This is a genomic window from Streptomyces sp. NBC_00310 (assembly GCF_036208085.1).
Lineage (GTDB): Bacteria > Actinomycetota > Actinomycetes > Streptomycetales > Streptomycetaceae > Streptomyces.
Genome location: NZ_CP130714.1, coordinates 707311 through 721809 on the forward strand (window position 1 = coordinate 707311; position 14499 = coordinate 721809).

At 70.9% G+C, this 14499-nt stretch carries 14 protein-coding genes, 1 pseudogene and 1 riboswitch; of the genes and pseudogenes, 7 read left to right on the forward strand and 8 right to left on the reverse strand.

Translation table 11 applies throughout. The annotated features are described in order from the left end of the window. Positions 1-33: 33 nt before the first annotated feature. Positions 34-1079, reverse strand: a pseudogene (locus OG202_RS03020) (HoxN/HupN/NixA family nickel/cobalt transporter). Between the two features lie 249 nt (positions 1080-1328). Continuing rightward, positions 1329-2069, reverse strand: coding sequence for a DUF1775 domain-containing protein (locus tag OG202_RS03025; RefSeq protein ID WP_327731587.1), 741 nt, complete (start codon positions 2067-2069; stop codon positions 1329-1331). Between the two features lie 216 nt (positions 2070-2285). Then, positions 2286-2469: riboswitch (cobalamin riboswitch) on the forward strand. Between the two features lie 30 nt (positions 2470-2499). Between OG202_RS03025 and OG202_RS03030 the strand changes: the two genes are divergently transcribed. From OG202_RS03030 to OG202_RS03045, 4 genes are read left to right on the forward strand one after another with little or no spacing between them, the layout of a single operon-like run. Continuing rightward, entirely contained in the window at positions 2500-3222 is a 723-nt protein-coding gene (locus OG202_RS03030) for an energy-coupling factor ABC transporter permease (RefSeq protein ID WP_327731586.1), read from the forward strand. Further along, the gene (locus tag OG202_RS03035; RefSeq protein ID WP_327731585.1) at positions 3219-3695 is read left to right on the forward strand and encodes an energy-coupling factor ABC transporter substrate-binding protein; all 477 of its coding nucleotides are present in this window, start codon (positions 3219-3221) and stop codon (positions 3693-3695) included. The genes OG202_RS03030 and OG202_RS03035 overlap by 4 nt, the downstream gene beginning before the upstream one ends. A gap of 6 nt (positions 3696-3701) precedes the next feature. Further along, on the forward strand, positions 3702-4451 hold the full coding sequence (gene cbiQ / locus OG202_RS03040) for a cobalt ECF transporter T component CbiQ (protein WP_327731584.1): 750 nt from the start codon (positions 3702-3704) through the stop codon (positions 4449-4451). Next, a complete protein-coding gene (locus OG202_RS03045; RefSeq protein WP_326585100.1) occupies positions 4448-5311 on the forward strand; it encodes an energy-coupling factor ABC transporter ATP-binding protein in 864 nt (287 codons plus the stop codon). The genes cbiQ and OG202_RS03045 overlap by 4 nt, the downstream gene beginning before the upstream one ends. A gap of 114 nt (positions 5312-5425) precedes the next feature. Here the strand turns inward: OG202_RS03045 and OG202_RS03050 are convergent, their stop codons facing one another. The 6 genes from OG202_RS03050 to OG202_RS03075 all read right to left on the reverse strand — a co-directional run bounded on the left by OG202_RS03050 (position 5426) and on the right by OG202_RS03075 (position 10217). Next, entirely contained in the window at positions 5426-6271 is an 846-nt protein-coding gene (locus OG202_RS03050) for an amidohydrolase family protein (RefSeq protein WP_327731583.1), read from the reverse strand. 74 nt (positions 6272-6345) lie between these two features. Next, positions 6346-6657 (reverse strand): L-rhamnose mutarotase, encoded by a 312-nt coding sequence (locus OG202_RS03055; protein ID WP_326585098.1) that lies wholly within the window; start codon positions 6655-6657, stop codon positions 6346-6348. Next, entirely contained in the window at positions 6654-7652 is a 999-nt protein-coding gene (locus tag OG202_RS03060; RefSeq protein ID WP_327731582.1) for an aldo/keto reductase, read from the reverse strand. The genes OG202_RS03055 and OG202_RS03060 overlap by 4 nt, the downstream gene beginning before the upstream one ends. Next, positions 7649-8482 (reverse strand): SDR family NAD(P)-dependent oxidoreductase, encoded by an 834-nt coding sequence (locus OG202_RS03065; RefSeq protein ID WP_327731581.1) that lies wholly within the window; start codon positions 8480-8482, stop codon positions 7649-7651. The genes OG202_RS03060 and OG202_RS03065 overlap by 4 nt, the downstream gene beginning before the upstream one ends. After that, positions 8479-9816: an L-fuconate dehydratase gene (locus OG202_RS03070; protein WP_327731579.1), complete on the reverse strand. Its 1338-nt coding sequence runs from the start codon at positions 9814-9816 to the stop codon at positions 8479-8481. The genes OG202_RS03065 and OG202_RS03070 overlap by 4 nt, the downstream gene beginning before the upstream one ends. A gap of 11 nt (positions 9817-9827) precedes the next feature. Beyond that, positions 9828-10217 (reverse strand): fumarylacetoacetate hydrolase family protein, encoded by a 390-nt coding sequence (locus OG202_RS03075; protein ID WP_327731578.1) that lies wholly within the window; start codon positions 10215-10217, stop codon positions 9828-9830. Between the two features lie 429 nt (positions 10218-10646). Here OG202_RS03075 and OG202_RS03080 point away from each other — a divergent pair, with 429 nt between their 5' ends. From OG202_RS03080 to OG202_RS03090, 3 genes are all read left to right on the forward strand, one after another. After that, positions 10647-11696 carry a sugar ABC transporter substrate-binding protein gene (locus OG202_RS03080; RefSeq protein ID WP_326585093.1) on the forward strand — a complete coding sequence of 350 codons (1050 nt, stop codon included), beginning with the start codon at positions 10647-10649 and terminating at the stop codon, positions 11694-11696. Positions 11697-11787: 91 nt separating this feature from the next. After that, on the forward strand, positions 11788-13443 hold the full coding sequence (locus OG202_RS03085) for a sugar ABC transporter ATP-binding protein (RefSeq protein WP_328222266.1): 1656 nt from the start codon (positions 11788-11790) through the stop codon (positions 13441-13443). A 2-nt stretch (positions 13444-13445) separates the two neighbouring features. After that, the gene (locus OG202_RS03090) at positions 13446-14486 is read left to right on the forward strand and encodes an ABC transporter permease (protein ID WP_326585091.1); all 1041 of its coding nucleotides are present in this window, start codon (positions 13446-13448) and stop codon (positions 14484-14486) included. The last annotated feature ends 13 nt before the right edge of the window (positions 14487-14499 follow it).

Below are 14499 nucleotides of genomic sequence, written 5' to 3' on the forward strand. Positions count from 1 at the left end.
TGGGCGGGGCGCGGTTGGGGCGCGGGTGGGTGTTCAGCCCGTCGTCCACTTCTCCTCGATCCGCCCGAACCTCCACACCAGCAGGGCGACCGCCCAGGTGACGAAGAACAGGCCGACGACGACATAGCCGACGGTGTTGAGGTCGAGGCCGGAGACCCGGTCCCAGAACGTGCCGTGCAGACGCGCCTTCTCGGCGACGAGGCCGAGCAGTTCGACCGTGCCGATGACGAGGGCGACGGCCACCGAGAGGCCGGTGATGATCAGGTTGTAGTAGACCTTGCGGACCGGCTGGGAGAAGGCCCAGCCGTAGGCGAAGTTCATGAACGAGCCGTCGATCGTGTCCAGGAGGGACATACCGGCCGCGAACAGGATCGGCAGGCACAGGATCGCGTACCAGGGCAGCCCGGAGGCCGCGCCCGAACCGGCCAGGACGAGGAGCGCGACCTCGGTCGCCGTGTCGAAGCCGAGTCCGAAGAGCAGGCCCAGCGGGAGCATCTGCCACGGCTTGGTGATCGACTTCATCAGCCGTCCGAGGAGCCGGTTCATGAAGCCCCGGCTGTTCAGCCGCTCTTCCAGGGCGGCCTCGTCGAAGGCGCCCGAGCGCATCTCGCGGAACACCTTCCAGATGCCCACCATGATCACCAGATTGATGATCGCGATGACGTACAGGAACGTCCCCGAGACGGTGGTGCCGATCCAGCCGGTGATGTCGTGCAGTGCGGAGTCGTCGTTCCGGACCGGTCCGGCGAGCGTCTTGACGCCGAGGGTGAGCAGGAAGGTGAGGGCGAGGACGATCGACGAGTGTCCGAGGGAGAACCAGAAGCCGACCGACAGCGGGCGCTGCCCCTCGCCCATCAGTTTGCGGGTGGTGTTGTCGATGGCGGCGATGTGGTCGGCGTCGAAGGCGTGCCGCATGCCCAGGGTGTAGGCGGTGACGCCCATGCCGATTCCGAAGGTCCTGCTGCCGACGCCGTAGTGCTCGGGGGCGACGATCACCACCAGCGTGAACCAGCCGATGAGATGCAGCGCCAGGATGAGCCCGGCATCCCGCCCAGGCTCGCCCGCTCCGCGGGTGTCATCGAGGCGCGGATCCGACGCCAGGGGAAACCGCCCGTCCCGGCGGTGGCCGAGGGGGCGGTGTCGGTAACAGGAGCCATGGGGCATGCGCCTTACTCGTCGTGCCGCGTCCGTGTCGTCGAACCCCATCAGCCTGGTGCGGTGGGCTGGCAGCTGCAAGCAGGTCGCAGTAAAGCCCGTGCCACGTTTCGGTCAGGCCAGGGTCTCCCGGAGGACGGTGCGGTCGCACGAGCCCCGCACGGGCGGACCTGTCAGACGGCGCCGCCCCGGCGGGACCGGAACCACCACACCCCACCGCCGAGCGCGAGGAGGACGGCCGCGCCGATGCCGAGGAGGGCGGCGACGGGGAGGCCGTCGTCCCCGTCGGTGCCGTCCGCCGCGGGCTCGGCCGACGGCGTGGAGGCCTCGGCACTCGTTTCGGGCGAGGGCGAGGGGGAGGCCGTCGTGGGTTCGGCCGAGGGGGTGGGGCTGACGAGTTCGGCACCGGGCGCCGCGGCCTTCAGGTCCAGGCGGGGCGCCGGGTGACCGTGGCCGTGGCCGTCCCCCTCGGATTCCTCCAGTTCGATCCAGCGGTCCACCTTGCCGTCGCTGTACGACTGCAGGGTCTTGAAGACCAGCGACTTGGCGTCGGGCAACTGCCGTACGGTGACGACGTATTCGGCGTCCTCCCCCACCGCGAGCTTCGCACCCGAGACGGTGTAGCCCCGGCCGGTGGGGGTGAACTTCCAGCCGTCGGGACCCTCCTTGTAGGTGATGTCGGCGGGGACGAGGCCCTCGGGCAGGATCACCTCCAGCTTGGTGATGCCGGCGGCGGAGGACTCCGACTCCGCCAAGAAGGTCAGTTCGACGTTCTGGTCCAGGGCACGCGCACCCTCCGCCTCGACCTCCGTATGGGCCGCGGCCGGGCCCGCGCCTGCGACGGCGAGCGCGAACGCGGCTGCGGTGAGAACGCCGAGACGGCGCGAACGGTGTATCAAGGTCGGGCGGTGCACTGCGACTCCCTGTGCCGGCGGCGTGAAGGATGAATTCAAGCGCAGGGCGGGACCCGTGGCCAAGGGCGACCAGGTGTGCGAGCGGTTCCGGCCACCTGCCGTCGTCGTGTGCGCTCGCGTGGGGTGTGAGGTCCGCGAGGCGTGCGCCGGGGTGTGAGCTGTTGCACGGCGCCCGCGCGCCCCTCGGCTCCGCTTGTCAGCGTCCTTATGTGGGCACTACTGTCACCACGCCTTGGTGAACGGGAAATCCGGTGTCATGCCGGTGCGGCCCTCGCCACTGTGATCGGGAAGTCCGGCTCCGGCCCTCGCGGGCAGCCACTGGGTCCTTGTGACCCGGGAAGGCGGAGCACGGGCGGTGGTACCCGTAAGCCAGGAGACCGGCCAAGGCGCGTCAACCATCCACGAGGTGCTGGAGAGGGTCTGCTGAGCCATGCACATAGCCGAGGGTTTCCTTCCTCCGGCGCACGCGATCGCCTGGGGCGTAGCGTCCGCGCCGTTCATCGTCCACGGAGTACGTTCACTCACCCGTGAGGTCAGGGAGCATCCCGAGAGCACGCTGCTGCTCGGTGCCTCGGGGGCCTTCACCTTCGTCCTGTCCGCGCTGAAGCTGCCGTCGGTCACCGGGAGTTGTTCCCACCCCACGGGCACCGGACTGGGCGCCATCCTGTTCCGTCCGCCGATCATGGCGGTACTGGGCACCATCACCCTGCTCTTCCAGGCGCTGCTGCTCGCGCACGGCGGTCTGACCACGCTCGGCGCCAACGTCTTCTCGATGGCGATCGCCGGCCCCTGGGCGGGTTACGCCGTCTACCGGCTGCTGCGGCGCTTCGACGTGCCGCTGATGGTCACGGTGTTCTTCGGCGCGTTCGTCGCCGACCTGGTCACCTACTGCGTCACCAGCGTGCAGCTGGCGCTCGCGTTCCCCGACCCGAGCAGCGGCTTCCTGGGCGCGCTCGGCAAGTTCGGCTCGATCTTCGCCGTCACCCAGCTCCCACTCGCGGTCAGCGAGGGTCTCCTCACCGTGCTGGTGATGCGTCTGCTGGTGCAGTCGAGCAAGGGCGAACTGACCCGGCTCGGCGTGCTCCTGACCGGCGGAAAGCGGAACCGGACCGAGACCGAGACCGAGACGGAGACGGAGACGGTGGCCCGATGAACCGGAACACGAAGATCAACCTTCTGCTGCTGGTCGTCGTGGCCGCGCTCGCCGTCCTGCCGCTGGCCCTCGGCCTCGGCGACCACAAGGAGGAGCCCTTCACGGGGTCCGACGGCGAGGCGGAGACGGCGATCACGGAGATCGAGCCGGACTACGAGCCGTGGTTCTCGCCCCTGTACGAGCCGCCCTCCGGTGAGATCGAGTCGGCGCTGTTCTCCCTGCAGGCCGCCCTCGGCGCGGGCGTCCTCGCCTACTACTTCGGTATCCGCCGCGGCCGGCGCCAGGGCGAGGCACGGGCCCGCGCGCACCTGGACGCGGCCGGGGACACCGACACGGCGGCCCCTGCGGCTTCGGCGACCCCGGTGAGCGCGACGGTCGCGGCCACCACGGCAGCCGCGACGGCCCCCAAGGCCGCGGCCGGTGACGAAGGCTCGTCCGGTGGTACCGGGGAGTCCCCCGCCGGGAGGGTCTGATCCCCCGTGCTGCCGATCGACGCGGCGGCGCACAGCAGTCGCTGGCGCCGCCGCCATCCCGTGGACAAGGCCGTGCTCGGGCTCGGCCTCACCGTGCTCGCGATCTCCCTGCCGCCCTGGCCCGGCGCGGCCCTGGTCCTGCTGACCGCGCTCGTCGTGCTGCTGGGCCCGGCGGGCGTGCCCGGCCGCCGGCTGTGGCGCGCCTACCGGGTGCCGTTGGGCTTCTGCGTGACCGGCGCGCTGCCGCTGCTCGTCCAGGTCGGCGGACCGGACGGCTTCGTGGCCCTGGCCGAGGGCGGACCCGTCCGCGCCGGGGAGCTGATGCTGCGCACCTCGGCCGCCTCCTTGGGCGTACTCCTGTTCGCCTTCACCACGCCCATGTCGGACCTGCTGCCGCGCCTGGTGAAGGCCGGGGTGCCCGCGCCGGTCGTGGACGTGGCGCTGGTCACGTACCGCATGAGCTTTCTGCTCCTGGACTCGGTGCGCCGTATCCGGGAGGCGCAGGCGGCCCGGCTCGGGCACACCACACGGGCCGCCACCTGGCGTTCCCTCGCCGGCCTCGGCGCCACCGCGTTCGTACGGGCCTTCGACCGGGCGGCGCGGCTCCAGACCGGGCTCGCCGGGCGGGGGTACGACGGCACCCTGCGCGTCCTGGTGCCCGAGGCCCGGATCTCCGCCCGCTTCACCGTGATCAGCGTCGTGCTCCTCGCCGCGGTGGCCACCCTCACCTTCGTCCTCGAAAGGCCGCTGACATGAGCGAGCCCGTGCTGGTCGCCCTGCGGGGCGCGTCCTTCGCGTACGAGGACGGCCCGGCCGTGCTCAGCGATCTCGACTTCGAGGTGGCCGAGGGGCGCGCGCTCGCCCTGCTGGGCCGCAACGGCAGCGGCAAGACCACGCTGATGCGACTGCTCAGCGGCGGACTGCGGCCCCGTGCGGGCGAGCTGGCGGTGGAGGGGCAGCCGGTGACGTACGACCGCAAGGGCCTGACCCGGCTGCGTACGACGGTCCAGCTGGTCGTCCAGGACCCGGACGACCAGCTGTTCGCGGCCTCCGTCGCGCAGGACGTGTCGTTCGGGCCGCTGAACCTCGGGCTGCCCGACGCGCAGGTGCGGGCCCGGGTGGACGAGGCGCTCGGCGCGCTCGGCATCGGTGCCCTCGCCGACCGGCCCACCCATCTGCTCTCCTACGGCCAGCGCAAGCGGACCGCCATCGCCGGCGCGGTCGCGATGCGCCCCCGGGTCCTGATCCTCGACGAGCCGACCGCCGGGCTCGACCCCGACGGCCAGGAGCGGCTCCTCGCCACGCTGGACGAGCTGCGCCGGTCCGGCACCACCGTCGTGATGGCCACCCACGACGTCGACCTCGCCCTGCGGTGGGCCGACGACGCGGCGCTGCTCACCCCGTCCGGCGCGCGCACGGGCCCGGTGGCCGCGATGCTGGCCCGCACGGATCTCCTCCAGCAGGCGGGGCTACGGCTGCCCTGGGGCATCGCCGTCGCTCAACTGCTCCGCGAGCAGAGCCTGTTGTCCGACGGCGAGTCCGGCCCGCGCACACCGGAGGAGCTGGCCGCCATGGCGGGGGCACGCGTCGCTCCGCCGCTGACGGCTGACGGCTGACGGCTGACGGCTGACGGCTGACGGCTGACGGCTGACGGCTGACGGCTGACGGCTGACGGCTGACGGCTGACGGCTGACCTTGACACACCTTGGGAGTCTTCGGCGAGGCCCGCTTCAGATCCGAAGGCCGTACGTGCGGACGGCGGTGCCTGCGAAAACCTCCCGGTGTTCTGCCGGGCCGAGTCGGGACACCAGACACTCGACCACGTCGATGACTTCGACGTAGTCGGAGGCGAGCTGACAAACGGGCCAGTCGGAGCCGTACATCAGCCGCCGGGGACCGAAGGCGTCCAGCACGGTGTCGGCGTACGGCACGAGGTCCGCGACGGACCAGGAGTTCCAGTCCGCCTCCGTGACCAGGCCGGAGAGCTTGCACACGGTGTTCGGCAGGGCGGCCAGTCGACGCACCTCCCCCGCCCACGGCTCCAGTTCGCCGGAGGCGATGGGCGGCTTCCCCAAGTGGTCGAGGACGAAGGTGAGTCCGGGGAGCCGCCCGGCCACCTCCACGGCGGCCGGGAGCTGGTGCGGCTTGACCAGGAGGTCGTAGACGAGTCCCGAGTCGGCGACGGCGGTCAGACCCCGCAGTACGTCCGGGCGCACCAGCCAGCTCGGGTCGGGTTCGCCCTGTACCTGGTGGCGGATGCCCACCAGGTGCTCGCCGCCGGGTCCTTCGCGCAGCTTGGCGAGGTTCTCGGCCACGTCGGGCGCCGTGAGGTCGGTCCAGCCGACGACCCCCGCGACCACGTCGCTGCCCGCGGCCAGGGCCAGGAACTCGGGGGTCTCCTCGGGCACGGTGATCGTCTGCACGAGCACGGTGGCGGTGACACCGACGAAGCGGGCCGCCGCCTCCAGCTCGCGGAGGGGGAAGTCGCGGCGCAGCGGGGCGAGTTCGGGTCCGGTGATCCAGCCCTGGTCGCGGACGGAGAGGTCCCAGACGTGGTGGTGGGCGTCGACGATCAAGGGAGGAGGGTCCGTGTCGGCCCCCGCTTCCACGGATGCCGGACCGCTCACCGGCCCCGGGCGGTCCGCGCCGCTCACAGTTCCCACACCACGGGCAGGCCGGCCTCGGAGCCCTCCGCCGAGTAGTCGTGGACGACGTCGAGCAGGTCGGCCATGCGGGCCTGCCAGGCGATGTTGACCGGCAGTTTCTCCAGCTCGGCGATCATCCTCGCGTAGTCCTCGACCTCCAGCAGGTGGAAGAGGTCGGTGCCGCTGCGCCAGATCGTCCACTGGCTCACCCCGGCGGCGCGGATGGCGGTGGTCAGCTCTTCGGGGACCTCGCGGTGGGCCGCCTCGTACTCCTCGACGCGGTCGGCGCGGACCTTGGTGTGCAGGGCGACCCTCACGACGGCTCCTTTTCTTCGAGAGGCACGGGGGTTTCCGGGGCGAGCAGGCCCTCCGCGCGCAGTTCGTCCCAGAGGGCGTCCGGCACGGGGTGGCGCGACTGCTCCACGGTGTCGCGGACCTCGTCCGGTGAGCGGGCGCCGGTGAGGACGCTCGCGACGGCCGGGTGGCCGAGCGGGAAGCGGAGGGCTGCGGCACGCAGGGACACGCCGTGGCGTTCGGTGATCGCCCTCAGGCGCAGGGCCCGTTCGAGTACGGGTTCCGGGGCGGGCGCGTAGTCGTAGGTGGCACCCGGCTTGGGGTCGACGAGCAGGCCGGAGTTGAAGACGCCACCGATGAGGACGCTGCGGCCTCGGGCGGTGGCCCCGGGGAGCAGTTCGGCGAGGCCTTCCTGTTCCAGGAGGGTGTAGCGGCCGGCGAGGAGGACGACGTCGATGTCGGTCTCGCGCAGGAAGCGGGCGGGCAGGGCGGACTGGTTCATGCCGACGCCGATGGCTCCGACGACGCCTTCGGCGCGCAGCCGCTCCAGTGCCGGGTAGGCCTCGTCGAGGGCCTGTTCGGCGTGGACGTCGGGGTCGTGGAGGAGGGCGACGTCCACCCGGTCGAGGCCGAGGCGGTCCAGGCTGGCTTCGAGGGAGCGCAGCACTCCGTCGGCGCTGAAGTCCCAGACGCGGCGGTGGGTGGCCGGGACGGCGAAGCCGTTGGCGAGGTCGTCGCCCTGGGTGTCGGCGGGCACCAGCAGTCGTCCGACCTTGGTGGAGACGGTGTACGTGTCCCGGGGGCGGTCGCGCAGGGCGGCGCCCAGGCGGCGTTCGGACAGGCCGAGGCCGTAGTGGGGTGCCGTGTCGAAGGTGCGGATCCCGGCGTCCCAGGCGGCGTCGACCGCTGCGGCGGCCTCCTCGTCGGCCACCGGGCGGAAGAGGTTACCGATGCCCGCGGCGCCGTAGGCCAGCTCGGTGACACGCACCTCGGTGCGGCCGAGGGTCCTGGTCCTCATGGCCGGTTCGCCGGGCGGAGCCGGAGTCCCTGCATGCCGCCGTCCACGGCGAGGGCGGTGCCGGTGACGGAGGCCGCGGCGGGGCTCGCCAGGTAGACGATGGCGGCCGCGACCTCGTCGGCGGTGACCAGGCGGCCCAGGGGCTGGCGGGCGTTGAGGGCGGCGCGCTCGGCCTCGGGGTCGTCGGCCGCGTCCAGGAGCCGACCGACCCACGGGGTGTCGGCGGTGCCGGGGTTGACGCAGTTGACGCGGATGCCCTCGCGCACGTGGTCGGCGGCCATGGCCAGGGTCAGCGAGAGGACGGCGCCCTTGCTGGCGGAGTACAGGGCGCGCTGCGGCAGGCCCGCGGTGGCGGCGATGGAGCAGGTGTTGACGATCGCGGCGTGGGCGGAGCCGCGCAGATGGGGCAGCGCGGCCCGGCTGGTGCGCACCATGCCGAGGACGTTGACGTCGAACACCCGCTGCCACTGCTCGTCCGGGTTGTCCTCCACGGTGCCCTGCGCGCCGATGCCCGCGTTGTTGACGAGGATGTCCAGACCGCCGAGCCGCTCGGCCGCCTGTTCCACGGCGGCGCGCACCGAGGCGTCATCGGTGACGTCGGCCTTCAGACCGAGCAGCGGGGCCGAGGCCCCGGAGGGGTCGACATCGAGCACGGCCACCGTGGCGCCCCGCGCGGCCAGCAGTCGGGCGGTGGCCAGTCCGATGCCGGACGCGCCCCCGGTGACGACCGCCTTGAGACCGGTCAGTTCACCTGTCGGTCCGGTCGGTTCACCTGTCGGCTCGGTCGATTCACCTGTCGGCTCAGTCAGGTCTCGTGTCGGCTCGGTCATGCGACTTCTTCCCGTCCAGCGAGGTCGGCGGCCCAGAACGTGCCGTCCGGGTAACGGTATTCGGCGATGGACTCCTCCCGCATGGTGGCGGAGAAGCCTGGAGCGAGCGGCGCGGTGTAGTGGCCGTCGCGCATCACCACCGGGGCGGTGAAGTGCTCGTGGAGGTGGTCGACGTACTCGATGACCCGGTCGTCGGTGGTGCCGGACAGGGCCAGGTAGTCGAACATCGACAGGTGCTGGACCAGTTCGCACAGGCCCACGCCGCCGGCGTGCGGGCAGACCGGGACCCCGAACTTCGCGGCGAGCAGCAGGATCGCGAGGTTCTCGTTGACACCGCCCACCCGGGCCGCGTCGATCTGCAGGACATCGATGGCACCCGCCTGGAGAAGCTGCTTGAACACGATGCGGTTCTGCACGTGCTCGCCGGTGGCGACCTTCACGGGAGCGACGCCCCGGCGGACGGCGGCGTGGCCGAGGATGTCGTCGGGACTGGTGGGTTCCTCGATCCAGTACGGATCGAAGGCGGCGAGCGCGTTGGTCCACTCGACCGCCTCGTCGATGTTCCAGCGCTGGTTGGCGTCGATGGCGATACGGATCCCGTCACCGACCGCGGCGCGGGCGGTGCGCATGCGGCGCACGTCGTCGGCGAGGTCGGCGCCGACCTTCAGCTTGATCTGGGTGAAGCCGTCGGCGACGGCCTGTTTGGCCAGCCGGGTGAGCTTCTCGTCCGAATAGCCCAGCCAGCCCGGCGAGGTGGTGTAACCGGGGTATCCGCGCTCCAGCAGCGTGCTCTCGCGCTCGGCGAGGCCCGCCCGGCCCCGCTGGAGCAGGTCGAGGGCGTCCTCGGGGGTGAGGGCGTCGGCGATGTAGCGGAAGTCGACCTGGGAGACCAGCCACTCCGGCTCGGCATGGGCCAGCAGCCGCCACAGGGGCTGCCCGGCGCGCTTGGTGGCCAGATCCCACACGGCGTTGACCACGGCACCGATGGCCATGTGCATCACGCCCTTCTCCGGGCCGAGCCAGCGCAGCTGACTGTCCCCGATCAGGTCGCGGTTGACCGAGCCGGGATCAGCGCACAGCTCTTCCACCAGGCGGCCCACCAGGTGGGGCCGCAGGGCACCGATCGCGGCGACCTGGACGTCGTTGCCGCGGCCGATGGTGAAGGTGAAGCCGTGGCCTTCGAGGCCGTCGCCGGCATCGGTGCGCAGCACCACGTACGCAGCCGAGTAGTCGGGGTCCGGGTTCATCGCGTCCGAGCCGTCCAGCTCCCGCGAGGTGGGGAACCGGATGTCGTAGGTGTCGACCGCGGTGATCCGGGCCGGGGTTGCAGTCACGGGGATGCCTTTCACGCTTGGCCGAAGATCTGGCGCTGGCTCCCGAGCCCGTCGATGGAGAGCTCGACGGTGTCACCGGGGCACAGGAAGGAGGTGCCGGGCAGGCCCAGGGCCACACCCGCGGGGGTACCGGTGTTGATCACGTCACGGGTGACCAGCCACGGACCCATCGGATTGAAGGTCTCGCACGATGTGCCCAGGTCCCACTGCGAGGAGTACTCCAGGTCGAGCTCGGGCAGTCCGCCCGTCTCGACCGCCGCCCGGGCCCGGGCCACTCCCCCGGAGGCGAGAAAAGCGCCGTCGATGTCGCAGGCCACAGAGGGCGGATCCAGCAACCGGCCGTCGTCGGTACGCACGGCGGGGCGCTCCTCTCCCGGGGCGCCGACGCGTAGCAGTTTCACTGGGGCAGCTCCCTTGCCATGGGTTCGTTCATTCATCGGAGGAATAGCGCACCGTGACTTTATGGGCAGTTCGGCGCCCTGACAACGTATTCCTCGGATGTATTTGATCGACGTCAGGCTTTCCGCAGCTCACAGATCCGGCATGTACGACATCATCTCGGCCTGAGCGTCGCCCGTGCTCCATGATCGGGTTGGCAAACTCATCGGGATCGACCTCTTGTCAACCCCGGCAATGCCGTCGTAACGTCCTCGACGTCCGAGATACATCGGAGGAATCGCACCGCCGCCATCGCTCGTCCTCGACAACGTAGTGGCCGTTCAAACTCCGCTGCTCGTTCACCGGTTGACCCTCTATCCCTCCCCTCCGACGGTCCACGCATGCCTGTACCGGAGGGCGGCCTCCCCGTCCTGGCTAAGGAGAACCCGGCCATGAAGTTCGCTCGCACCCGCTCCACCGCCGCAGCGGCCTGCGCCCTAGCGGCCCTCACCCTCCTCACCGCGTGCAACCGTGACAGCTCCTCCGGGACGGCCGCCTCGGGCGGTGACAAGCCCGCGATCGGGATCGACCTGCCGCGCTCCGACTCCGACTTCTGGAACTCCTACGCCGAGTACCTGAAGAAGGACGTCAAGACCGAGGACATCAACGCGCTGCCGCTCAGCAACTCACAGAACGACATCACCAAGCTCGTCGCCAACGTGCAGGTCTTCCAGAACACCGGCGCCAAAGCCATCGTCATGGCCCCCCAGGACACCGGCGCCATCGCCTCCACCCTCGACACCCTCGCATCGAAGAAGATCCCCGTCGTCAGCGTCGACACCCGGCCCGACAAGGGCGACGTCTACATGGTCGTCCGCGCCGACAACCGGGCCTACGGCACCAAGGCCTGCGAATTCCTCGGCGAACAACTCGGCGGCAAGGGCAAGGTCGCCGAACTCCAGGGCGCCCTGGACTCCATCAACGGCCGCGACCGCTCCGAAGCCTTCGCCGCATGCATGAAGACGAAGTTCCCGAAGATCAAGGTGTTCGAGCTGCCCACCGACTGGAAGGGCGACGTGGCCTCCGCCAAGCTGCAGAGCCTGCTCGCCCAGCACCCCGACCTCAACGGCATCTACATGCAGGCCGGCGGCGTCTTCCTCCAGCCCACCCTGGCCCTCCTCGAACAGAAGGGCCTGCTCAAGCCCGCCGGGCAGAAGGGCCACATCTCCATCATCTCCAACGACGGCATCCCCCAGGAGTTCGACGCGATCCGCAAGGGCCAGATCGACGCCACCGTCTCCCAGCCCGCCGACCTCTACGCCAAGTACGCGCTGTACTACGCGAAGGCCGCGGCCGAGGGCAAGACCTTCAAGCCCGGCAAGACCGACCACGACTCCACCATCATCGAGATCCCCGGCGGCCTCGAGGACCAGCTGCCCGCCCCGCTGGTGACCAAGGACAACGTCGACGACAAGACCCTGTGGGGCAACAACGTCGGCTAGTGCCGCAAGGGCCGACGCCAGGGCGGAGGGACGCGGCCCGTCCCTCCGCCCGCACCCCCTCGTATCCACCCCACGAAGGACGGTATCCACCATGGCGGACACCGCGACCGCCGCGGCGAACGGCGGCGGGACCCCCGCCGCCGGGAGCCCCGCCCCGGTGGCCGAGGCCACCGGCATCAGCAAGAGGTTCGGCGCGACCGTCGCGCTGCGCGACGCCCGCATCACCATCGCCCCCGGCGAGGCCCATGCCCTGGTCGGCCGCAACGGCGCCGGCAAATCCACGCTCGTATCCATCCTCACCGGCCTCCAGCACGCCGACACCGGCACCCTGCGCTTCTCCGGCGAGGCGGCGCCCGCCGTCGGCGACATCGACGCCTGGCGCTCCAGGGTCGCCTGCGTCTACCAGAAGTCCACGATCCTCCAGGACCTGACCGTCGCCGAGAACCTCTTCCTGAACCGGCAGAGCGACGGTCCGCTGCGGCCCATCCGCTGGAAGCAACTGCGCGCACGGGCCGAGGAGTTGCTGGCCGGGTACGGCGTGGACGTGAAGGCCGACGCGCGGGCGCGGGATCTCACCGTCGAGCAGCGGCAGTTCGTCGAGATCGCACGGGCCCTGTCGTTCGGCGCCCGCTTCATCATCCTCGACGAGCCCACCGCGAAACTCGACGCCCGCGGCATCAACCGCCTCTTCGACAAACTCCACGACCTCCAACGCCAAGGCGTCGCCTTCCTCTTCATCTCCCACCACCTGCAAGAGGTCTACGACCTCTGCACCACCGTCACCGTCTACCGCGACGCGGCCCACATCCTCACCGCCCCCGTCGCCCAACTCCACCACCAGGCACTCGTGGAGGCCATGACGGGGGAGACCACCGTCACAGCGGCGGCAACCGTCGAGAACCGCCCGCCGGTGCGGAGCGACTCTCCCGAACTCCTGAGGGTCGAGGACCTCACCCTGCCCGGCGCCTGCCAGGACCTGTCGCTCACGGTGCGCGCGGGCGAGGTGGTCGGCCTCGCCGGGGCGGCGGCCAGCGGCAACGTGCGGGTGGGCGAGACCATCGCCGGTCTGCACCGCCCCGAGCAGGGGACGATCTCGGTCGGCGGACGGCGGGTGCGCGGCGGCAGTGTGCCGTCGGCGCTCGCCGTCGGGGTCGGGCTGGTCCCCGAGGACCGCCACCTCCAGGGACTGGTCAACAACCGCAGCGTGGCCGAGAACGCGACGCTCACCGTCACCGACCAGCTCGGCCCGTACGGCACCGTGCTGCCCGCCCGGACCAGGACCTTCGCCCAGCGCATGATCCGGGACCTCGACATCAAGACCCCAGGCGGGGCCACCCCCGTGTCGGCCCTCTCGGGCGGCAACCAGCAGAAGGTCGTCGTCGCTCGCGCCCTGGCCACCGACCCGCACGTACTGGTCGCCATCCGCCCCACCAACGGGGTCGACGTCAAGTCCAAGGAGTTCCTGCTGCGCCGGATCCGCCAGATCGCCGACGGCGGCAAGGCCGCGCTGATCGTCTCCGACGAGCTGGACGACCTGAAGGTGTGCGACCGACTCGTGGTGATGTTCCACGGGCGGGCGGTCGCCGAGTTCGACCGCGGCTGGAAGGACGAGCACGTGGTCGCCGCCATGGAGGGCGTGGCCGACCGGGCCGAACCGCCCCACACCACCTCCCACACCACCTCCCGCACCACCTCCGATCCCGCCTCCGACCCCGCATCGGACACCACCGAAGATCACGGAAGGTAGTCATGTCCGCCACCACTGATGTCACCGACCCCGCCGCGAGCGTGGCGCGGGAGACCACCGGGGACACCCGCCGTGGACTCGGCCTCGGGCGCTTCCGTGAACTGTCCCTGGTCCCGGCGATCCTCGTCCTGGGCCTGATCGGCTTCATCGTCTCGCCGGCCTTCCTCACCGCCGACAACCTCATCGGCGTGGCCCAGCAGTCCACCGAACTGAGCCTGCTGGTGCTCGCCACCGCGCTGATCCTGGTCTGCGGCCGGATGGACCTCTCCCTGGAGTCCACCATCGGCGTGGCGCCCGTCATCGCGGTCTGGCTCGTCCTGCCGACCAGCGGCGCCCGGTTCACGGGCCTCGGGCTGCTGCCCGAGTGGACGGCCGTACCGCTCTGTCTGCTGGTGGGCGTGGTCATCGGAGCCGTCAACGGCTTCCTGATCCTGAAGCTGCGCCTGAACGGCTTCATCGTCACCCTCGGCATGCTGACCATGCTGCGCGGACTCCAGGTCGCCCTCTCGGAGGGCCAGTCCATCGTGGAACTGCCGTCCTCCTTCACCTACCTCGGGAAGGCGTCCTGGCTGGGTGTACCGGCCGCGATCTGGATCTGCGTGGTGCTGTTCGCCATCGGGGGCAGTGCCCTGGCCTGGCTCCGTCACGGCCGGGCGCTGTACGCGATCGGCGGCAACGCGGAGGCGGCCCGGACGGCGGGTATCCGGGTGGACCGGATCGTGTGGGCGGTGCTGATCCTCGGCAGTGTGCTGGCCGCGTTCGCCGGCATCCTCTACAGCGGCCACTACGGCTCGATCTCCGCCACCCAGGGCAGCGGCTGGATCTTCCAGGTCTTCGCCGCGACCGTCATCGGCGGAGTGAGCCTCAACGGCGGCAAGGGCTCGGTGTTCGGCGCGCTCACCGGCGTCCTGACGCTGCAACTCGTCGTCAACGTCATGACGTTGGCAGGTGTGCCGCCGCTGTGGAACCAGTTCCTCAACGGCGCGATCATCATCGTCGCACTGATCATCTCCCGCTTCGCCTCCGGCGAGAAGCAGGAGTAGCTCCGGTACAGGG

Bases quoted from the DNA above. Each gene is read 5' to 3' on its own strand.
- OG202_RS03030 (WP_327731586.1), top strand. From the start codon at position 2,500: ATGCACATAGCCGAGGGTTTCCTTCCTCCGGCGCACGCGATCGCCTGG.
- OG202_RS03035 (WP_327731585.1), top strand. From the start codon at position 3,219: ATGAACCGGAACACGAAGATCAACCTTCTGCTGCTGGTCGTCGTGGCC.
- OG202_RS03045 (WP_326585100.1), top strand. From the start codon at position 4,448: ATGAGCGAGCCCGTGCTGGTCGCCCTGCGGGGCGCGTCCTTCGCGTAC.
- OG202_RS03060 (WP_327731582.1), bottom strand. From the start codon at position 7,652: ATGAGGACCAGGACCCTCGGCCGCACCGAGGTGCGTGTCACCGAGCTG.
- OG202_RS03065 (WP_327731581.1), bottom strand. From the start codon at position 8,482: ATGACCGAGCCGACACGAGACCTGACTGAGCCGACAGGTGAATCGACC.
- OG202_RS03080 (WP_326585093.1), top strand. From the start codon at position 10,647: ATGAAGTTCGCTCGCACCCGCTCCACCGCCGCAGCGGCCTGCGCCCTA.
- OG202_RS03085 (WP_328222266.1), top strand. From the start codon at position 11,788: ATGGCGGACACCGCGACCGCCGCGGCGAACGGCGGCGGGACCCCCGCC.
- OG202_RS03090 (WP_326585091.1), top strand. From the start codon at position 13,446: ATGTCCGCCACCACTGATGTCACCGACCCCGCCGCGAGCGTGGCGCGG.